Here is a 21,722-nt window from a genome sequence, read left to right as displayed (position 1 = left end):
TGTGGCTGAAAGGATTTTGTCTATCCTGCGCTTTCGCCCATAATCGTGTTTTTCACCGTCGCGCAGGAACCCCATGGAGCAATTTCGTAATATCGGCATCATCGGTCGCCTGGGCAGTTCGCAGGTGCTGGATACCGTCCGCCGACTGAAACGGTTTCTGCTTGATCGTCACCTGCACGTGATCCTCGAAGACACCATCGCCGAAGTCCTGCCCGGTCATGGCCTGCAAACCTCGTCCCGCAAGATGCTCGGCGAAGTGTGTGACATGGTGATTGTGGTCGGCGGTGACGGCAGCCTGCTTGGCGCCGCGCGTGCCCTGGCCCGACACAATATTCCGGTGCTCGGCATCAACCGCGGCAGCCTCGGTTTCCTGACCGATATTCGCCCGGACGAACTGGAAGTCAAAGTCGCCGAAGTGCTCGACGGCCACTATCTGGTGGAAAACCGCTTCCTGCTGCAAGCCGAAGTCCGCCGCCATGCGGAGGCCATCGGCCAGGGCGACGCGCTGAACGACGTGGTGCTGCACCCGGGCAAATCGACGCGGATGATCGAATTCGAGTTGTACATCGACGGCCAGTTCGTCTGCAGCCAGAAGGCCGACGGCCTGATCGTCGCCACGCCCACCGGTTCGACCGCCTACGCGCTGTCGGCGGGCGGGCCGATCATGCATCCCAAGCTCGACGCTATTGTGATTGTGCCTATGTACCCCCATACCTTGTCGGGCAGGCCGATTGTGGTCGATGGCAACAGTGAGCTGAAAATCGTCGTGTCCAAAGATATGCAGATTTACCCGCAAGTCTCCTGTGACGGGCAGAACCATTTCACCTGCGCGCCGGGCGACACCATCACCATCAGCAAAAAAGCCCAGAAACTGCGGCTGATTCACCCGCTCGACCACAACTACTATGAGGTCTGCCGGACCAAGCTCGGCTGGGGCAGCCGCTTGGGTGGTGGAGGCGACTGATGCTCGATCCCGCGCGTAGCTACGACCTGATCGGTGACGTGCACGGTTGCGCTCTGACCCTTGAGCACTTGCTCGACCGGCTCGGTTACCACAAGCAAGGTGGCGTCTGGCGGCATCCGTCGCGCATGGCGGTGTTCGTCGGCGACATCATCGACCGCGGCCCGCGGATTCGCGAGGCGCTGCACATCGTCCACGACATGGTCGAGGCCGGTCAGGCGCTGTGCATCATGGGCAACCATGAATTCAACGCCCTTGGCTGGGTCACGCCGGCGCCTCCGGGCAGCGGCAAGCAGTTCGTGCGTGAACACACGCCGCGTCATGCGCGCCTGCTCGGTGAAACCCTGACGCAATTTGAACATCATCCCGGCGACTGGCATGACTTCCAGCAATGGTTCTACGAATTGCCATTGTTTGTGGATGCCGGACGCTTTCGCGTGGTACACGCCTGCTGGGATTCCGGCCTGATCGAACCGCTGCGCGCGCTGTTCCCCGACGGTTGCATCGACGAGCATTTCCTCCAGGCCTCGGCCGTGCCCGGCAGTTTCGCCTGCACCGTGTTCGATCGCTTGTTGCGCGGCACCGACATGCGTCTGCCCCACGGGCTGACCATGACCAGCGGCGATGGTCTGACGCGTTCGTTTTTCCGCACCAAATTCTGGGAAGACGACCCGCAAACCTACGGAGACATTGTGTTCCAACCTGACGCCTTGCCCGAACCCGTGGCCCAGACGCCCCTGTCGTCCACCGAAAAAAACACCTTGCTGCGTTATGGCGTCGATGAGCCGTTGTTGTTCGTCGGCCACTACTGGCGCAGCGGAAAACCGGCACCAATCCGTCCGAACCTGGCCTGCCTGGATTACAGCGCGGTGCTCTACGGCAAACTGGTCGCCTATCGCCTGGATCAGGAAACCCGTCTCGACCCGCACAAATTTGTCTGGGTCGATGTCGAGCGGCCGGAGGTGCTGCAATGAGTACGGTTGCCGTTTTACGTCTGCCGCTGGCGGTGGATTTGAGTGGGTTCGTCAAACTGCTGCAACGCATGCAGGTGCCGCATCGGGTCAGCGAAGAGTCGGGCGAACAAGTGCTGTGGGTGCCGGCCAATATCAGCGAAGACGTCCGTTCCTTGTACGAACGTTTTCCGGCGGGCGACCCTGATCAGCAGCTGGACATTCCGGTCGCGCAAACCACTAAGCGGCCTGGTTTCGTCGAGCAGTTGCGGCATGCCAAGGCAACCGGGTTGGTGCTGCTATTGAGCCTGATCGTCGGTGCGGTGACGCTGCTGGGGGAAAACCTCGACACGCTGCGCTGGCTGACTTTCCTCGATTTTCGCATCGTCGGCGAGTACATCCATTTTGTGCCATTGGCCGATAGCCTCGCGGCGGGGCAGTGGTGGCGTCTGGTGACGCCGATGCTGATCCACTTCGGCATCCTGCATCTGGCCATGAACGGCATGTGGTACTGGGAGCTGGGGCGGCGCATCGAGTCGCGCCAGGGCAGCATCAACCTGATCGGCCTCACCTTGCTCTTCAGTCTGGTGTCCAACTACGCCCAGTATTATTTCAGCGGACCGACCTTGTTTGGCGGGTTGTCCGGCGTGCTGTATGGACTGCTCGGGCACTGCTGGATTTTTCAGGTGTTGTCGCCGAACCCGGCTTATCGCCTGCCGCGCGGCGTGCTGGTGATGATGCTGGTGTGGCTGGTGCTGTGCCTGTCAGGGCTGGTCTCGATGATCGGTTTCGGTGAAATTGCTAACGCGGCCCACGTCAGCGGGTTGCTCGTCGGATGCTTGACCGGTTTGTTGGGTGGTTTGTACAACCGCCGTAAACTGGCCGTCTAAACAGTTATGTATTAAAGAGCGGAGCCCTTGATGTCCTCTTTTAACGAAATGATCCAGAACATCACCCCCGATATCTACCAGAGCCTGAAATTGGCGGTGGAAATCGGCAAATGGTCCGACGGTGGCAAGCTCACCGCCGAGCAACGCGAACTGTCGTTGCAAGCGATGATCGCCTGGGAAATCCAGAACCTGCCCGAGGAAGAGCGTACCGGCTACATGGGCCCGCAGGAATGCAGCTCGAAGTCGATCAGCGTGCCGAATATCCTGTTCAAATCGGATGCCGTCCATTGATTGAGATTGGCCGTGGTGCAATCAGCAAAATGTCGGCGCGCCTTGACGGGCCGGACGTGCAGTACGCGTTTCGTCTGGATGACGTCGAGGTGCCGGTCAATCCATTGATCGGCACCACGGTGCGTCTGGAATACCTGGGGGCGATCCATTGTTCCCATTGTGGACGCAAGACCAAAACCAGTTTCAGCCAGGGGTATTGCTACCCGTGCATGACCAAACTGGCGCAGTGCGACCTCTGCATCATGAGCCCGGAGCGTTGCCACTACGACGCGGGCACCTGCCGTGAGCCGGAGTGGGGCGAGAAGTTCTGCATGACCGATCACATTGTGTATCTGTCGAATTCGTCCGGGGTGAAAGTCGGGATTACCCGCGCCACCCAGCTGCCGACTCGCTGGATCGACCAGGGCGCCCGTCAGGCGTTGCCGATCATGCGCGTCTCGACCCGCCAGCAATCGGGGTTTGTCGAAGACCTGTTCCGCAGTCAGGTGGCGGACAAGACCAACTGGCGTGCTTTACTCAAGGGCGACGCGGTGTCGGTGAACCTGGCCGAGGTTCGCGATCAGTTGTTCGACAGCTGCGCCGAAGGCTTGCAAGGTTTACAGGAACGATTCGGCCTACAAGCGATCCAGACTATTGCCGATGTAGATGTCCTCGAAATCCGCTATCCGGTCGAGCAATACCCGGCCAAAATCGTCAGCTTCAATCTGGACAAGAATCCGATTGCCGAAGGCACGCTGTTGGGGATCAAGGGTCAATACCTGATTTTCGACACCGGCGTCATCAATATTCGTAAATACACGGCTTATCAGCTCGCCGTGCATCAGTAAGGACTCCAGCATGCGCACCGAACAACCGAAGATGATCTATTTGAAAGACTATCAGGCGCCCGAGTACCTGATAGACGAGACGCACCTGACCTTCGAGTTGTTCGAGGACCACAGCCTGGTCCATGCGCAACTGGTGATGCGCCGCAATCCCGAGCGTGGCCCGGGCCTGCCGCCGCTGGTGCTGGATGGCCAGCAACTTGAGCTGCTGTCAGTCACTCTGGCTGACAACGAATTGAGCGACGCTGACTACCAGTTGACTGAAAACCACCTGACCCTGCACCCGACCAGCACCACCTTTACGATCGATACCAGTGTCAAGATCCACCCGGAAACCAACACCGCCTTGGAAGGTTTGTACAAATCCGGCACGATGTTCTGCACCCAGTGCGAGGCCGAAGGCTTCCGCAAGATCACCTATTACCTCGACCGCCCGGACGTGATGAGCACATTCACCACCACGGTCGTTGCCGAGCAGCACAGCTATCCGGTGTTGCTGTCCAACGGCAATCCGATTGCTTCAGGTCCCGGCGAAGACGGCCGGCACTGGGCGACCTGGGAAGATCCGTTCAAGAAACCGGCGTACCTGTTCGCGCTGGTGGCCGGTGACTTGTGGTGTGTCGAAGACACCTTCACCACCATGAGCGAACGCTCCGTGGCGCTGCGCATTTACGTCGAACCGGAAAACATCGACAAATGCCAGCACGCCATGAACAGCCTGAAGAAGTCGATGCGCTGGGACGAAGAGGTCTACGGTCGCGAGTACGATCTGGACATCTTCATGATCGTCGCGGTCAACGACTTCAACATGGGCGCCATGGAGAACAAGGGCCTCAACATCTTCAACTCCAGCGCCGTGCTGGCCCGCGCCGAAACCGCCACCGACGCTGCGCACCAGCGTGTCGAAGCGATCGTCGCGCACGAGTATTTCCACAACTGGTCGGGCAACCGCGTGACCTGCCGCGACTGGTTCCAGTTGTCGCTCAAGGAAGGCTTCACCGTGTTCCGCGATTCGGGCTTCTCCGCCGACATGAACTCGGCCACCGTGAAACGCATCCAGGACGTGGCTTACCTGCGTACTCACCAGTTCGCTGAAGACGCAGGTCCCATGGCTCACGCTGTGCGCCCCGACAGCTTCATCGAAATTTCCAACTTCTACACCCTGACCGTGTACGAGAAAGGTTCGGAAGTGGTCGGGATGATCCACACCTTGCTCGGCGCCGAAGGCTTCCGCAAAGGCAGCGACCTGTACTTCGAGCGTCATGACGGCCAGGCCGTGACCTGCGATGACTTCATCAAAGCCATGGAAGATGCCAACGGTGTCGACCTGACCCAATTCAAGCGCTGGTACAGCCAGGCCGGTACGCCGCGTCTGGCGGTGAGCGAGTCTTACGACGCCGCCGCGAAAACCTACAGCCTGACCTTCCGTCAGAGCTGCCCGGCGACCCCGGACAAGGTTGAAAAGCTGCCGTTCGTGATTCCTGTGGAATTGGGCCTGCTGGATTCGAAAGGTGCGGCCATTGCGTTGCGTCTTTCCGGTGAAGCCAGTGCTCAAGGCACCTCGCGGGTTATTTCGGTGACCGAAGCCGAGCAGACCTTCACCTTCATCGACATCGCGGAACAGCCATTGCCTTCGTTGCTGCGCGGGTTCTCGGCGCCGGTGAAACTGAGCTTCCCGTACAGCCGCGATCAACTGATGTTCCTGATGCAGCACGACAGTGACGGTTTCAACCGCTGGGATGCCGGTCAGCAACTGTCGGTTCAGGTGTTGCAAGAGCTGATTGCCCAACAGCAGAAGGGCGAGAAACTGGTGTTGGATCAGCGTCTGATCTCTGCTCTGCGCACCGTGCTGTCCGACGAGACGCTGGATCAGGCAATGGTTGCAGAAATGCTCTCGCTGCCGGGCGAGGCGTACCTGACTGAAATCAGCGAAGTGGCTGACGTTGATGCCATCCATATCGCTCGCGAGTTTGCCCGCAAGCAGCTGGCTGACGGTTTGTTCGAGGCGTTGTGGCTACGTTATCAGGCCAATCGCGATCTATCGAAGAAAACCCCGTATGTGGCTGAGGCCGAGCACTTCGCCCGTCGCGCCTTGCAGAACATCGCGTTGTCGTACCTGATGCTCAGCGGCAAGCCGGAAGTGTTGGCGGCGACGCTGGAACAATTCGAGACCAGCGATAACATGACCGAACGCCTGACGGCGCTGGCGGTGTTGGTCAACTCGCCGTTTGAAGAGCAGAAGGCCTTGGCGCTGGCGAGTTTTGCCGAGCACTTCAAGGACAATCCGCTGGTCATGGATCAGTGGTTCAGTGTCCAGGCGGGCAGCACGTTGCCCGGTGGTCTGGAGCGTGTTCGTCAGTTGATGGAGCACCCGGCGTTCAACATCAAGAACCCGAACAAGGTGCGGGCGCTGGTAGGTGCGTTTGCCGGTCAGAACCTGATCAACTTCCATGCGGCGGACGGTTCCGGGTATCGCTTCCTGGCGGATCTGGTGATCGAGTTGAACGGGTTTAACCCGCAGATCGCTTCTCGCCAATTGGCACCGCTGACTCGCTGGCGCAAATACGACGACGCGCGTCAGGATTTGATGAAAGGCGAGTTGGAGCGGATTCGTGCTTCGGGTCAGCTGTCCAGCGATGTGTTTGAGGTGGTTAGCAAGAGCCTGGCCTGAGTTGGGGGCTTGTTTCCGTGGGGGTGTATATCCATTCCTGCGGTAACGGCCGCTTAGGGTTTCGCCCTTACGGCGACTCAATTTTTTTACAAACGCCTAAAAAAAGTAAGCAAAAAAACGCTCGCCCCGAGCGTCCGGCCCCTCGCCTGGGCTCGGCGTTCCTTCGTTCCGGTATTCATCTGGGGGCATCGCCTCCGGTCGGCTTCGCTTCGACCTCCTCTCGATGTGTGCGGCTTCGCCGCACGGCGCTGCGCGCCCACCCCCCAGATGAACACCTCCGCTCAGCCTCCCGAAGGGGCGGGCAGATCAAGATCAAAAGCTGAAGGCGAGCTAACGCTCGGCCTGATGAGTGGTGAAAAGCAAAAGCCGTACGCCGATCTGCTTTATGTGGGAGTGAGCCTGCTCGCGATGGCGGCCTGACAGCCGACCAATTCCTTGCAGATGTACACCAAACCTTTTGGGAACTGGCCTGCCTGCGAAGACGGCTTGGTAGTCGACCTGTACTTGCGGAGATACGACAACTACCCTGACACCGGGGGGGCTTTGGCTTTTGACGTTGATCTTGATCTTGATCTTGATCTCTCGCCCCTTCGGCAGGCCGAGCGTAGGTGTTCATCAGGGGGTTAGGCGCGTAGCGCCGTGCGGCGAAGCCGCACACATCGAGAGGAGGTCGTCGCGAAGCAGACCGTAGGCGATGCCCCCTGATGGACACCGTAGCGAGGGAACGCGGAGCCTCAGCGAGGCGCCGTACGTCGGGGCGAAGCCTTTTGCTTACTTTTCGGCGTCTGGAAAACTGAGTCGCTGTAAGAGCGAAACCATAAGTAGCCGTTACCGAAGAAATGGATATGTACACCGAACACCGAACACCAGACAAACCCGGAAACCCGAATCACCCCACCTGATACCCAATCATTCACCCAAACCCCATTCCCCCCCAGTTAACAAAACATAACGTGGCGTCGATTGTCAGACCTTTCCAAACCCCGATAGGATAAGCCAGCTTCCGAAGGGGCTCTAGATTGCGCATTTCAGGACTATGCTCCAGAACAGGCAATCCCGATGAGCACCCCTTACGGCGCCCTGAAAGGTTGAATGACCTAACAATAATAATGGGGGAAGGTCTATGAGTGAGCCTGTCATGGGTGTGGGTATCTGCCGCCCGCCGGCGTTACGCAAGTTCGCGTTGCTGGCTACAGCGCTCTCGCTGTTGGGTTGTGCCGTGCTGTCGGCACCTGTGTTGGCCGCCGCTGCGCCAGCATCCGACATTGTTTATGCCGTTGAATCTGCAAAAGCCAGCAAGAGCCTGATGCTCGACGTCGTGCACGCCGGCAAGCGCCTGGTGGCTGTCGGAGATCGCGGGCACATTCTGTATTCCGATGACCAAGGTGCGACCTGGACCCAGGCCAAGGTGCCAACCCGGCAGTTGTTGACGTCGGTGTTTTTCGCCGATGACAAACACGGCTGGGCCGTCGGCCATGACGCACAGATCCTCGCCAGCGAGGACGGTGGCGCTACCTGGACCAAGCAATTCGAAGATTTGAAACGCGAATCGCCGTTGCTCGACGTTTGGTTCCAGGACGTCAACAGCGGCTTAGCCGTGGGCGCTTACGGCGCGTTGCTGACCACAACCGACGGCGGCAAGAATTGGGAAGACGCCAGCGATCGCCTGGACAACGAAGATCAATACCACCTCAACGCCATTGCCGCAGTTAAGGATTCCGGGCTGTTCATCGTCGGCGAGCAGGGCAGCATGTTCCGCTCCGCCGATTGGGGCCAGACCTGGGAAAAGCTTGAAGGCCCATACGAAGGTTCGCTGTTCGGCGTAATCGGCACTGCTCAGGCCAATACGCTGCTGGCTTACGGGCTGCGGGGCAATCTGTTCCGCTCCACCGATTTCGGCACAACCTGGGAACCGGTCGAGCTCAAGGCTGCCCGCGGGGCGCTGGAGTTCGGTCTGTCCGGCGCAACGCTGCTCGACGACGGTTCCATTGTCATCGTCGGCAACGGCGGTTCGGTGATCCGCAGCAACGACAACGGCGAAACCTTCAGCGTGTTCAACCGCCCGGATCGCATTTCCGTTTCGGCGGTGACCGCGGCAGGTAACGGCAATCTGATTCTGGCAGGACAGGGCGGCGTTCGCGTCACCTCGCCAACCGGCGCAGAGAATGGCAAAAACGGGTCGTCCAAATGAGCCGGGCAAATAATAAGAAGGCGGGTCTATGACATCCTTGAGCAGTCATCATCAAGACAAGGCGACGTTTCTTGAACGCCTGATTTTCAACAACCGCCCGGCAGTGATCGTCATCTGCCTGCTGGTCAGCATCTTCCTGTTCTGGCAGGCGACGCTGATCCGGCCGTCCACCAGTTTCGAAAAAATGATCCCCCTGGAGCATCCATTCATTCAAAAGATGATGGAGCACCGCAACGATCTGGCGAACCTGGGCAACACGGTGCGCATTTCCGTTGAAGCCACCGATGGCGACATTTTCTCCAAGGAATACATGGAGACCCTGCGTCAGATCAACGACGAAGTGTTCTACATTTCGGGCGTCGACCGTTCCGGCCTCAAGTCGCTGTGGAGCCCGAGCGTGCGCTGGACCGAGGTGACGGAGGAGGGCTTCGCCGGCGGCGAAGTCATCCCGCAGAGCTATAACGGCTCCCAGCAAAGCCTCGACCTGCTGCGCAACAACGTGCTCAAGTCTGGTCAGGTCGGGCGTCTGGTGGCCAACGACTTCAAGTCGAGCATCGTCGACATCCCGCTGCTGGAGTCCTACCCGGACCCGCAGGACCAGGGCAAGTTGCTGGCGTTGGACTACCGCAAGTTCTCCCACGAACTGGAAGAAAAGATCCGCGACAAGTTTGAAGCGCAGAACCCTAATGTGCAGATCCACATCGTCGGTTTCGCCAAGAAAGTCGGCGACCTGATCGATGGCCTGGTCATGGTGGTGATGTTCTTCGGCATCGCCTTCATCATCACCCTGATTCTGCTGTACTGGTTCACCAACTGCATGCGCAGCACCGTGGCGGTATTGAGTACGACGCTGGTGGCGGTGGTCTGGCAGCTGGGGTTGATGCACTTCTTTGGTTTCGGGCTTGATCCGTATTCGATGCTGGTGCCGTTCCTGATCTTCGCCATCGGTATTTCCCACGGCGTGCAGAAGATCAACGGGATCGCCTTGCAGTCCAGCGAAGCGGACAACGCCTTGACCGCTGCGCGGCGCACGTTCCGTCAGCTGTTCCTGCCGGGGATGATCGCGATCCTCGCGGACGCGGTGGGCTTCATCACGCTGCTGATCATCGACATCGGTGTGATTCGTGAACTGGCCATCGGCGCCTCCATTGGTGTCGCGGTGATCGTCTTCACCAACCTGATCCTGCTGCCGGTCGCCATCTCCTACGTCGGCATCAGCAAGCGCGCCGTCGAACGCAGCAAGAAGGACGCTCACCGCGAACACCCGTTCTGGCGCCTGCTGTCGGCCTTTGCCAGCCCGAAAGTCGCACCGGTGTCGATCATCCTGGCCTTGCTGGCCTTCGGGGGCGGCCTCTGGTACAGCCAGAACCTGAAAATCGGTGACCTTGACCAGGGTGCCCCGGAACTGCGTCCGGACTCGCGTTACAACAAGGACAACAACTTCATCATCAGCAACTACTCCACCAGTTCCGACGTATTGGTGGTGATGGTCAAGACCAAGTCTGAAGGTTGCTCGCGCTACGAAGCCATGGCGCCGATCGACGAGCTGATGTGGAAGATGCAGAACACCGAGGGCGTGCAGTCGGCGATCTCCCTGGTGACGGTGTCCAAGCAGATGATCAAGGGCATGAACGAGGGCAACCTGAAATGGGAAACCCTGTCGCGTAACCCGGACGTATTGAACAACTCCATCGCCCGTGCCGATGGCTTGTACAACAACAGTTGTTCTCTGGCGCCGGTGCTGGTGTTCCTCAACGACCACAAGGCCGCCACCCTGGATCGCGCGGTGCATGCGGTGCAGGACTTCGCCAAGGAAAACAACAAGGACGGCCTGGAATTCATCCTGGCGGCGGGTAACGCGGGGATTGAAGCGGCCACCAACGAGGTGATCAAAGAGTCCGAGCTGACCATCCTGATCCTCGTCTACATCTGCGTCGCGACCATGTGCATGATCACCTTCCGTTCCTGGGCGGCGACCTTGTGCATCGTGCTGCCGCTGGTGCTGACCTCGGTACTCGGCAACGCCCTGATGGCCTTCATGGGCATCGGCGTGAAAGTCGCGACCCTGCCGGTCGTGGCGCTGGGGGTGGGGATTGGCGTGGACTACGGCATCTACATCTATAGCCGCCTGGAAAGCTTCCTGCGTGCAGGCCTGCCATTGCAAGAGGCCTACTACCAGACGCTGAAATCCACCGGTAAAGCCGTGCTGTTCACCGGCCTGTGCCTGGCGATCGGCGTGTGCACCTGGATCTTCTCGGCCATCAAGTTCCAGGCCGACATGGGCCTGATGCTGACCTTCATGCTGCTCTGGAACATGTTCGGCGCGCTTTGGCTGCTGCCGGCGCTGGCTCGATTCCTGATCAAGCCGGAGAAACTGGCGGGGCAGAAGGGCAACTCGTTGTTCGCGCACTAACGTTGCGCAGTACTAAAAGCCGCAACCTCAGGTTGCGGCTTTTTTATGGGCGATGTCTCGTCCTGAATAAGGTTTACACCTTCTGGCTTTTTATCAGGAAGGTGCAATGGATACGGGCGCAAAACGTAGTCAGCGCGATTACACGCTGACTTTTAAATTGTCGGTTGTCGACCAAGTAGAAAAAGGCGAGTTGAGTTATAAAGAGGCTCAGCGGCGTTATGGGATTCAAGGTCGGTCGACGGTGTTGGTCTGGTTACGCAAGCATGGTCGACAAGATTGGAGCCAAGGCGCCTCCATTCGTACGCAGAGGACTCGACCGATGGACGAGCCAACTTTGCCTTTGACCCCCGAGCAGAGAATCAAAGAGCTTGAGGAGCAACTGGCACTAGCAAATCAGAAAGCCAAATTCTTTGAAGATGTGGTTGATGTCCTGAAGAATGACTACGGCGTATCCATTGTAAAAAAGCGGCCCGGCAAGTCGTTGCGCAAACCCAAACCCTGAGTGTCAGCAGGGCTTGCCAGTTTATGGGGATCAGTCGCCAAGCCTTTTACAAGCGTGATCGCGTCTATCGGGCGCGAGTCGATCAAGATCAGAAACTCATCAAGTTTGTGCAGGCAATCCGAGTGCGCCAACCCTGCATTGGCGCACGCAAGCTCCAGTCATTGATGCACGCGGAGCATGAGAAACCTGAGTTGCATGTTGGCCGGGATCGCTTGTTTGAAGTGCTGCGCGAGCACCGGCAGTTGGTTCGCAGGAAACGGGCGTATCACAAGACGACCGACAGCCATCATCACTTTCGCTGCCATCCCAATCTGCTAAAGCCAGGCCCGCAGCAAGTCGTTGCAACCGGTCCGGAACAGGTCTGGGTGGCCGATATTACTTACCTGTCCACCCAGCGTGACGATCCGGTCTACCTGAGCCTGGTCACAGATGCCTTCTCAAGAAAAATTGTCGGTTATCACGTGCATGGCAGCCTGCATGCCGACTCGGTGGCCCAAGCCTTACGCATGGCGTTAAAGACACGTCGAACACGTCAGAAACTGGTCCATCACTCGGATCGAGGAGTCCAGTACTGCTCGGCGCTGTATCAAAAGCTCCACGCCAAGCATGGCATCACGTGTTCGATGACGGATGGCTACGACTGCTACCAAAACGCCTTGGCAGAGCGGGTCAACGGCATCTTGAAAACAGAACTATTACTCCACCGGCCGACAGACTTGGCGCAAGCGGAGCAAATGGTGCGAGAAGCGATCCTGATCTACAACCAGGAACGCCCGCACCTGTCCTTAAAATACAAAACGCCCGATGCGGTGCATCGGGCGTTGGGGTGAAACAGGTGTAAACCTATTTCAGGACTAGACACGATTGAAAACTCAGCGCGGTACCAGCGGTAGAAAATCGCTGTTTGCCAGTTCCTTGCTGATGATTCCATGATGAATATCGATCTTCTGCTTCGGATCCTTGGCCTTGGCCATGGCCGATTCGTAGGTTTCGAAACGTTGTTCCCTGGTTTTAAGATGGGCCTGGGTGTAGTCAGTCTTGGCATCCTCTGCGCTCGCATAGTGAAAATGCCCGTACCACCAGGGTTGATTATCCTTATTCATCAAAACGTACTCCTGCATGAAGTCCTTGCGCCCGGTTTTCAGCTGAACCCGGTTGCCGATGATCCGCGCAAAAAGAGCATTACGCCGCAGCAGAAACTCCACACCCTCGCTGCTGGGCGGCCGGGCGAGGGTCATGCGGGTACGAAGTTCGGTCGCCTTGCTGTCGAGGACGCGCGCTTGATCCCGAAGTCCGCTGATCAGCGAAACGTCAGGATCCCGGCTGACCGGAGGGCTTTCGTGCTGCTCGAGGCTGTCGGCAAACCCGGTCAGTTTTTGTGCCTCACGTTGCAACTGCTCTTCGATTTCCTTGGGGGAACTGGCGCGTTGCGCGTAACCCTCGATCTTTTGCACGTGCTTATCGACATCGGCCAACGCCTTGCGCGCTTCACCTTTGACCTGCTGATACGGGCGTGAGGCCTTGGGCGGTAAGGGCCTGGATTCGACAATTTCTACCCAGACATTGGGCTCGTGTTCGTGGAACGAGGCCAGTGGCTTCTCTTCAAAAGGACCGTTGATGTCGACAATGTCCCCTCCCTGGTTGGCGATTCGTTGGCGAAGATCGCCGATCAACGTGCCCTTGGTAGTTTTGATCACCCGCTTGCGACTGGACCCTGAATATGGATGTTTCACCGTCGGCCTGCTGGTTCCTGGTGCAGTACTGGGCGACTCGTCAGGTTGTGGCTGCAGTTGAATGGCATCCGCCAGCCGTCGCTCGGCATCGATACGCAGCTGATCAATGAGCCCGCGCAGACGATTGAAGGGGTGTGTCTGCAACTCATCGGTACTGAAAATGCCGATCGCCTCAAGACCGTCCTGAGCCTTGTTGTATTGATCGACCAGGTGGTCCAGAACGGCGATTCGGTCGCTGTTGGAGTAGGTGTGCTCCGTTTGCAGTTCGGCATGCGAGCGAGACAGCAACAGCAGGGGATCGAGGGTCTGTTCGAGAACCGCCATGGTGCTGCTTCCAAGCACCTTGAGACTGAGTATTCGCAAGACACTCAGTTGGTAGGATTTGATGCGCAAAGCCGTCATTTCATCTACGGGCCTGTTGCCGGCAAGACGCTTCCAGTATTCGATGCCCGTGCGAGGGATTTGCTTGAGTTCCTGAAGTCGGCTATCGACCTGCTCAAACAGCTTGATCATGGTTTCGTTGATTTCAGAGGTTTGGCGCATGTAGTCGAAGTACCGATCCAGCAGCACTGTGCCTTCGGTTTTCAGCGTCTCATGCAAACGCCCTATGCCTTTTTTCAAGTCCGCGAAGTGTCGATCCAGCGCCTCGCGCTCCAGGTCAGTGATGACGATCTGTTTACGAATGTTGTTGATCAGGTTTTCCGACAAACTGCACAGTTGCACCGGATCCGGGTCGGATTTGGTCAAATCGCTCAGCTCCCTGATTTCGGCCAACAGCGTGGCGTAGGTTTCGGTCTGTTTGCCCAACTCATCAAAGAACCGTTGTCTGTACGTGGCACGATCGACTTCAGTGGTGGCGGGGTCGTTTTGTTTCAGCTGCATCAGGTTTTCGGCGATATCGACGCGCTTCTGCACCCGCGCTTGCTGGTCCACGAATTCCTGACGATTCACTTGCAGCAGGCTGATGCGTTGTTTTGTCATTTCTCGCTGGGCATTGATTCTCGTATTGCGCCCGCCGCCGAGCAGTTTCAGTCCCTGATCCAGGGTCCAACGGCCATCCCCATTGGTTTTGAGCTTGACCCCCGGATGGTCGGGGTGCTCTGGATGTAATAGATAAACCTCGCCGAACCCGGGCGTGATACTGACGCGAAACAGCAGGCCGGCAATGGTGGCGTGCCATTTGTTGTCGATCAGGTACAAGCCTTTGAAGGCACTGGTTGCAACGGGCTCTGGCAACGGAGTCGGCCAGGGAACCCGAATCTCCCGTAACGTATTGAATAACCGGGCTGATGCCGAATCACGGGCGTTCGACAGGTTGAAATCCACCAGGGTATTGCCACTGCCCGGTGGCTCGGACGGCAGCCCCGGTGTTTCCTGGGTGACGGTCGTCCCGGCGCGCCATGAGTACGCCTGCGAAGGACGGCGCAAGGGGGCGAGGGCGCCGGGCACTTGCATCGCCACGCTGTCGGAGAGCGGTGGGGCCCCATCCTCTCGGGCCACATGCAGAACCAGCAGGCCAATGTTCAACAACACATCGATCCATGCCTGGTTTCGTGCGTGTGGATCATCACTGTCCAGTGCTGGAAGATCGGCGATCAGGCTGTGGGCGATTTGCAGCATCCAGCCGACCAGCATGGCGGGGCCGCGTAACAGGGGCAAAATCATGTTGTTGAACACCAGCCAACCCCCCTCGAGGATGATCGCCCAACGGCTCTCGGCATTGGACACCGATTGCCGGTCAGCCAGATCGATCAATGTGCGGGCGTTGCTCGCATACAGACTTGCCAGCAATCGACCTTCTTCCAGCGCGGTGAACCAGTCTCCAGCTGCTTCATCGCCTGCCAGGATCGCTGGATTCGGTTTTTCCGGACGAGTGAATTCGTCGCCCGCATGGAAGTGAACAATGTGGGGTTCGTTGAACCCGTTGTTGTCGTAGATCGGCCGGGCACGATCCGGCAGCCAGGTCAGCACACTGGATTGCAAGAGGCCGGCTTGAGCAATGGCATCGTGCAGGGACTGACGAGTGGGGTATTGGTGCAGGGGTTGCGCGTACAGCGGTCGGTAAAGGATATGCGGGCCGACGGCATTCAGGTCTTTGGGTTCGATGATGAACATGTTGCTGACCACGTCACACGGGGCGCCTGCCTTGCGTTGAAACGCCAAGGGCCTGATAACGACTGCCTGCTCATCAACCATTCGCTCGGCCGCAAGCGCATGGAACAATGCATCGACGTATCGATAGCCCAGGAGGTTGAAGCCGTGCTCACCCTTGATCGCGTGTTCAAGGGCTCGCAGTGGCAAATGCAGGCTCAGCTCCAGACCGAAGAGTCGTAGACGCTCCTTCGCCTCGGGGCTGTTCCCAAGCAGTTGGGCCTCGATGTATTCAGGGTAATGTTTTCCTACATCGACCCGGCTCACCAGTTCCAGCAGATAGGCCTCGGTGGTCCAGTCTTCAATCTGCTGGCTCTCGGTATGGCGGATGGTCATCCGGCCTTTGGGTTTGCTGGCGAGATTGTTGATCGCCAGATCGGTAAGAGACATTTTGACCGGTTCGATGTAGCCGCTGCCCAAGTCACCGACCGGCACATGAAACGTCAGCTCCAGTTCATCGGCCTTGTAGCCTGGCGCCAGGGGCTGGTCCTTGAGCATTTGCTCATGCAGTGCGTTGTTGGCGAACGTATGAAGATCAACGATATCGTCGCCTAACGAGCGACCCTGGGTCTGCTGTTTGACACTGGCCATCGACAACGTGTGCTTGCGCCACGCCATACGCCCCGTGCTGCCTGTGTCCCGCAACCACGCGGGAATCGTTGCCTGTATCGATTGAAGGTGCGCCGGGTTGTTGTCGCTGCCGATAAACCGGGCGGCTACGTCGGTGATCGAATCAAAACGTTTTTCAAGGTCCTCCAGGCGTTGGAGTGCCGGCAGTTTGAGCGCCTCGAGATCTTCCAGTTGCTGGTTCAGGAGCAGGGCAGCCTGGGTGTCGAAGATATTGCCTTCCGGTTTAAAACGTTTCCATGTCATGGAATCAGACATGAAATGTTGCTGAAAACGCTCTCCCCACGACATTCCAAAAGCGTCCAAGGAAGGGAAAGACTCGATGCTGCCGGTCACGCTGCACAATAAATGGGTATCACCGCAGATCACCAGGATGTCGGGAGTTTGCACGGTGATAGAGACGTCCCCTTGGGTCAGTGTGGTTTGAAGCGTGCAGGCTTCAATGATGCCTTTCTCCCAAGGTCGCTGAAGGCGTTCCCGGTTGTCTGGTTGGCGGGCCAGTTCCATGAGGATCTCTGCCTGTAACGCATGGGTTGCTGACAGGCGCGTAGCGGAGGCTTTCAACTCGCCAGCGAGCAGATCCCCCAGCCATTGCCAGCGGCTCACGCCCGTTTCGTCTTTCTCGTTCCAGCAGGTCGTCAATGATTCCTGGAAGCCGATGTAGAGAATGCCGGGTAATTCGCGGATGACCGTCGCGATCACTTGCATGTCGGGCTGCCGGACTGTCGTTTTGTCGACAGTGAGCTTCGAAGGGGCACGGTTTGTGAAAAAACAGCTTCGACCAAATTTCTCGTTCAACTCGGGAAACGCACCACTGGCGAGGTATTCCAGTACCACGTCCAAAAGCAGCGTCAGCCGCCAGGCACCCCCCGGGATCGGTTGGGCAACTTTGGTTCGGTCAGGGTCGAACGCCAGTGTCGGGTATTTTTCCAGAATGCCGCTCTTGAGCATGCGGGCGGTTTGCGAGCGCAAGGTGGGGCGGGAATCGAATCGACTGTTGACCGCGCGCGCGATGATCTCGGCGGAGCCTGTGGTGGGTAGTGCGGCAGATGTCGGCATGATGCAATCCTTTGCATGAATGGCTCCTCAGCGTAATTCAGCGCCCCCGAGTATGTGCGGTAGCCGGTTACCGCACATTGATCGATCAGATAGGCCAAGGGACCCTTTCAGGCCGGAAACAAAAAAGCCGCAACCCGGGTTGCGGCTTTTTTCAGCCCCACAATTGATGCTGAACCCCTGTGGGGGTTATGAGGGATCAGTGCCGAGCACTACATTCAAGGCACTTCGCGCATCATCCAACTGCACCAGCGTTGCATGCCGCGCACCCAGCGCATCGCGGTTCTCGATCGCCGTCAGGATCGCCTTGTGCCGGGGCAGCGCCAGTTCATGCAGGTTCGGCCGCTGGTTGGAATGCTTCAATGCTTCGGCAATCGCCACCGACAGCATGTTGCACAGGTTGGCCAACAGATCGTTGTGGGTCGCATCGGCGATCCGGCTGTGGAAATCCAGGTCCGGCTGCAACAGCGCTTCAGGCGTCGGTGCGGCTTCCATGCGCTGGTAGGCTTCACCGATGGAGGCGATGTCCGCATCGGTCGCGAACTGCGCGGCGAGGGCGGCGGCAGCGGGTTCGATGATGCTGCGCACGCTGGTCAGTAAATCGAAGAACTCATTCTGCGGACTGCTTTGCATCAGCCAGTGCAGCACATCCGGATCGAGCATGTGCCATTCCTTGCGCTGCTTGACCACGGTGCCGACCCGCGGACGGGAATACACCAGGCCTTTGGCAACCAGCACCCGGGTGGCTTCGCGCAGCACCGGGCGGCTGACCGCGTACTCCTCGCACAGCAGGGCTTCAGCGGGCAGTTTGTCACACGGTTTGAAGCGCCCGGAAACGATCTGCATGCCCAATTCCTGGACGATGCGCGAGTGCATGCTTTTGCGGTCGGAGGGTTTGCGGTAATCCATGGGGAACGGCGCGATCCTGTGCGATGGAGATGCCGCGCATGATAACAGGCGCGGCGGGCAATCATCAGACCTGAAGTCGGCGATTGCTCTGTGGCGAGGGAGCTTGCTCCCGCTGGGCTGCGAAGCGGCCCAATCGGTCACCGCGATTTGTCAGAAAGATCGCGTCAATCGATTTACGACTGCTGCGCAGCCGAGCGGGAGCAAGCTCCCTCGCCACAGGTTTTGCTGTGAATGCAGAGTTGAAAGGGTTAGTGAGAGTGGCGCGGGACTTCGGAACCGCGGCAGCCGACCAGGAAGTCGAAATCGCAGCCCTGATCTGCTTGCAGCACATGGTCGATGTACAGCTGACGATAACCGCCCACGATCAGATGTTGCGGCGGTTGCAGATCCGCCATGCGCGCCGCCAGTTCAGCGTCCGGGATGTCCAGGTGCAAACGGCCGTTGGCGCAGTCGAGCTCGATCCAGTCGCCTTCCTTCACCGTCGCCAGTGGCCCGCCGGCCGCTGCTTCCGGGGCCACGTGCAAAACCACCGTGCCATACGCCGTGCCGCTCATGCGTGCGTCGGAAATGCGCACCATGTCCGTCACGCCCTGAGCCAGTAGCTTGGCCGGCAAGCCCATGTTGCCGACTTCGGCCATGCCCGGATAACCCTTCGGCCCGCAGTTCTTCATCACCAGAATCGAGTTGGCATCGACGTCCAGTTCCGGATCGTTGATCCGCGCCTTGTACATGTCGAAGTTCTCGAACACCACCGCACGCCCGCGATGCTGCATCAATTCGGCACTGGCCGCGGACGGCTTGAGCACCGCACCCAGTGGCGCGAGGTTGCCGCGCAATACGCAGATGCCGCCGTCGGCACGGATCGGATTGTCGAGGGTGCGGATCACTTCGTCCTGGCCGTAGATCGGCGCGTCCTTGGTGTTCTCTCCCAGGGTTTTGCCGTTGACGGTCAAGGCGTTCGGGTTGGGGATCAGATTGGCTTCACCGAGGCGGCGCAACACCGCTGGCAGGCCGCCGGCGTAGTAGAACTCTTCCATCAGGAAACGTCCGGACGGTTGCAGGTCGACGATGGTCGGCATGCCGCGACCGATGCGGGTCCAGTCATCCAGGTCCAGCTCGACGCCGATACGACCGGCGATGGCTTTCAGGTGGATCACGGCGTTGGTCGAGCCACCGATGGCGGCGTTGACGCGGATGGCGTTTTCGAAAGCTTCCTTGGTCAGGATCTTCGACAGCCGCAAATCTTCACGGACCATCTCTACCGCGCGCATGCCGGACATGTGCGCCAACACATAACGTCGCGCATCCACCGCCGGAATCGCCGCGTTATGGGGCAGGGACGTGCCCAGTGCTTCGGCCATGCAGGCCATGGTCGACGCGGTGCCCATGGTGTTGCAGGTGCCGGCCGAACGGGACATGCCGCCCTCGGCCGCGAGGAAATCGTCAAGGGTGATGGTGCCGGCTTTCACTTGTTCGCTGAGCTGCCAGACCACGGTGCCGGAACCAATGTCCTGGCCTTTGTGCTTGCCGTTGAGCATTGGCCCGCCGGTAACGACGATGGCCGGCACGTCGCAACTCGCCGCGCCCATCAACAGTGCCGGAGTGGTTTTGTCGCAGCCGGTCAGCAGGACCACGCCATCGATCGGGTTGCCACGAATCGCTTCTTCAACGTCCATGCTCGCCAGGTTGCGGGTGAGCATGGCGGTGGGGCGCAGGTTCGATTCGCCGTTGGAGAACACCGGGAATTCGACTGGAAAACCACCGGCCTCGATCACCCCGCGTTTGACGTGCTCCGCGATTTGGCGGAAGTGCGCGTTGCACGGGGTCAGTTCCGACCAGGTGTTGCAGATGCCGATGATCGGCTTGCCGTGAAACTGGTGGTCGGCGATGCCCTGATTCTTCATCCAGCTGCGGTACATGAAGCCGTTCTTGTCGGCGGTGCCAAACCATTGGGCGGAGCGCAGGTTGGGTTTCTTATCAGACATGATCGATTCTCTTATTGTATGACTATATTGTTCGAGCTACGGCGTAAGATAAGCTCAATTTTGCCTGTTTGGAAGTGTTGTTGGCTAATTAGTAATACTATATAGTCGCTTTCAACGGAGGGATGGCCCTGGCAGTTTTTGCGAGAGGCGTCCCCCGAGGTTCTATAAAAACAACAATCGGAGACCGATCTCATGAGCCAGGAACTGCGGCTTATTCGTCGCATCACGCTGAAACTGATTCCCTTCCTGATCCTGCTGTACCTGATCGCCTATGTGGATCGCTCCGCCGTAGGTTTCGCCAAGCTGCACATGGGCGCCGACATTGGCCTGGGTGACGCGGCCTATGGGCTCGGCGCAGGGTTGTTTTTCATTGGTTACTTCCTGCTGGAAATCCCCAGCAACCTGATGCTCGACCGCTTCGGTGCACGGCGCTGGTTCGCGCGGATCATGGTCACCTGGGGCGCCATCACCATTGGCATGGCCTTCGTCCAAGGGCCGCACAGCTTCTATGTCATGCGTTTTCTGCTCGGCGCGGCCGAAGCCGGGTTCTTCCCGGGCGTTCTCTACTACATCACCCAATGGTTCCCCGTTCGCCATCGCGGCAAGATCCTCGGGCTGTTCATCCTTTCCCAACCCATCGCGATGATGATCACCGGCCCGGTGTCCGGCGGCTTGCTCGGCATGGACGGCATCCTCGGTCTGCATGGCTGGCAGTGGCTGTTTATCGTCATCGGCACCCCGGCGATCCTGCTGACGTGGCCAGTGCTGCGTTACCTGCCGGACGGCCCGCAACAGGTGAAATGGATGGACCAGGCTGAGAAAGACTGGCTGACCGGCGAGTTGAAAAAGGACCTTGATGCATACGGACAGACCCGTCACGGCAATCCGCTGCATGCCCTGAAAGACAAACGCGTGTTGTTGCTGGCGCTGTTTTATCTGCCGGTGACCTTGAGCATTTATGGCCTGGGCCTGTGGCTGCCCACCTTGATCAAACAGTTTGGCGGCACGGACCTGGTGACTGGTTTCGTGTCATCGGTGCCGTACATCTTCGGGATCATTGGTCTGCTGATCATTCCGCGCAGTTCCGACCGCCTGAATGATCGTTACGGGCACCTCGCCGTGCTTTACGTGCTGGGCGCCATCGGCCTGTTCCTCAGCGCCTGGCTGACGGTGCCTGTGCTGCAACTCGCGGCGTTGTGCCTGGTGGCGTTTGCGCTGTTTTCCTGCACTGCGGTGTTCTGGACCTTGCCCGGGCGTTTCTTCGCCGGCGCCAGTGCCGCGGCCGGGATCGCGTTGATCAACTCGGTGGGCAACCTCGGCGGCTACATCGGCCCGTTTGTGATCGGTGCGCTGAAGGAATACACCGGCAACCTGGCGTCGGGGCTGTACTTCCTGTCGGGGGTGATGGTGTGCGGGCTGGTGTTGACCGGCGTGGTCTATCGGTTGCTGGAGCGCAAGCATGTGCTGGCGGCCGACCAGTTCGCGGCCAGTGCCCGCGGCGCGACTCGTACCTGAGGATTTACACCGATCAACTGTAGGAGCGGGCTTGCTCGCGAAGACGGAGTGTC

At 58.8% G+C, this 21,722-nt stretch carries 13 protein-coding genes; 10 read left to right on the top strand and 3 right to left on the bottom strand.

What is annotated here, in order from left to right; all coding sequences use genetic code 11:
• Nucleotides 1-73 precede the first annotated feature (73 nt).
• The 9 genes from ACA068_RS16505 (at nucleotide 74) to ACA068_RS16465 (ending at nucleotide 12,523) form a co-directional block, all read left to right on the top strand.
• Nucleotides 74-964, top strand: a complete 891-nt coding sequence (locus ACA068_RS16505; protein WP_010459816.1) for an NAD(+) kinase — start codon at nucleotides 74-76, stop codon at nucleotides 962-964.
• Nucleotides 961-1,935, top strand: a complete 975-nt coding sequence (locus ACA068_RS16500) for a metallophosphoesterase (protein ID WP_497310609.1) — start codon at nucleotides 961-963, stop codon at nucleotides 1,933-1,935. Before ACA068_RS16505 ends, ACA068_RS16500 begins: the two co-directional genes overlap by 4 nt.
• Entirely contained in the window at nucleotides 1,932-2,801 is an 870-nt protein-coding gene (locus tag ACA068_RS16495; protein WP_497303231.1) for a rhomboid family intramembrane serine protease, read from the top strand. The genes ACA068_RS16500 and ACA068_RS16495 overlap by 4 nt, the downstream gene beginning before the upstream one ends.
• A 30-nt stretch (nucleotides 2,802-2,831) precedes the next feature.
• Nucleotides 2,832-3,092 carry a YeaC family protein gene (locus ACA068_RS16490; protein WP_090183249.1) on the top strand — a complete coding sequence of 87 codons (261 nt, stop codon included), beginning with the start codon at nucleotides 2,832-2,834 and terminating at the stop codon, nucleotides 3,090-3,092.
• Nucleotides 3,089-3,919: a DUF2797 domain-containing protein gene (locus ACA068_RS16485; protein ID WP_403097309.1), complete on the top strand. Its 831-nt coding sequence runs from the start codon at nucleotides 3,089-3,091 to the stop codon at nucleotides 3,917-3,919. The genes ACA068_RS16490 and ACA068_RS16485 overlap by 4 nt, the downstream gene beginning before the upstream one ends.
• A gap of 10 nt (nucleotides 3,920-3,929) precedes the next feature.
• Nucleotides 3,930-6,587 carry an aminopeptidase N gene (pepN, locus tag ACA068_RS16480; protein ID WP_497303229.1) on the top strand — a complete coding sequence of 886 codons (2,658 nt, stop codon included), beginning with the start codon at nucleotides 3,930-3,932 and terminating at the stop codon, nucleotides 6,585-6,587.
• A 1,123-nt stretch (nucleotides 6,588-7,710) separates the two neighbouring features.
• Nucleotides 7,711-8,778, top strand: a complete 1,068-nt coding sequence (locus ACA068_RS16475; RefSeq protein ID WP_497303227.1) for a WD40/YVTN/BNR-like repeat-containing protein — start codon at nucleotides 7,711-7,713, stop codon at nucleotides 8,776-8,778.
• A 28-nt stretch (nucleotides 8,779-8,806) separates the two neighbouring features.
• Complete coding sequence (locus ACA068_RS16470; protein WP_497303225.1) at nucleotides 8,807-11,191, top strand: efflux RND transporter permease subunit; 2,385 nt, start codon at nucleotides 8,807-8,809, stop codon at nucleotides 11,189-11,191.
• A gap of 106 nt (nucleotides 11,192-11,297) precedes the next feature.
• A protein-coding gene (locus tag ACA068_RS16465) for an IS3 family transposase (protein ID WP_497303223.1) occupies nucleotides 11,298-12,523 on the top strand; the annotation gives its coding sequence in 2 pieces (ribosomal slippage) (nucleotides 11,298-11,649 and nucleotides 11,649-12,523; 1,227 coding nt in all).
• A gap of 42 nt (nucleotides 12,524-12,565) precedes the next feature.
• Here ACA068_RS16465 and ACA068_RS16460 read toward each other — a convergent pair.
• The 3 genes from ACA068_RS16460 to ACA068_RS16450 form a co-directional block, all read right to left on the bottom strand.
• Nucleotides 12,566-17,263: a dermonecrotic toxin domain-containing protein gene (locus tag ACA068_RS16460; protein WP_497303221.1), complete on the bottom strand. Its 4,698-nt coding sequence runs from the start codon at nucleotides 17,261-17,263 to the stop codon at nucleotides 12,566-12,568.
• Nucleotides 17,264-17,449: 186 nt separating this feature from the next.
• Complete coding sequence (locus ACA068_RS16455) at nucleotides 17,450-18,169, bottom strand: FadR/GntR family transcriptional regulator (protein ID WP_094467649.1); 720 nt, start codon at nucleotides 18,167-18,169, stop codon at nucleotides 17,450-17,452.
• A gap of 248 nt (nucleotides 18,170-18,417) precedes the next feature.
• Nucleotides 18,418-20,154 carry an IlvD/Edd family dehydratase gene (locus tag ACA068_RS16450; protein ID WP_497303219.1) on the bottom strand — a complete coding sequence of 579 codons (1,737 nt, stop codon included), beginning with the start codon at nucleotides 20,152-20,154 and terminating at the stop codon, nucleotides 18,418-18,420.
• Nucleotides 20,155-20,346: 192 nt separating this feature from the next.
• Between ACA068_RS16450 and ACA068_RS16445 the strand changes: the two genes are divergently transcribed.
• Nucleotides 20,347-21,669 (top strand): MFS transporter, encoded by a 1,323-nt coding sequence (locus tag ACA068_RS16445; RefSeq protein ID WP_497303217.1) that lies wholly within the window; start codon nucleotides 20,347-20,349, stop codon nucleotides 21,667-21,669.
• Nucleotides 21,670-21,722 lie beyond the last annotated feature (53 nt).

Source organism: Pseudomonas sp. LBUM1660 (assembly GCF_059695935.1).
The sequence above is the reverse complement of the archived record's forward strand: the minus strand, read 5'-3'. Positions and strand labels throughout refer to the sequence as shown.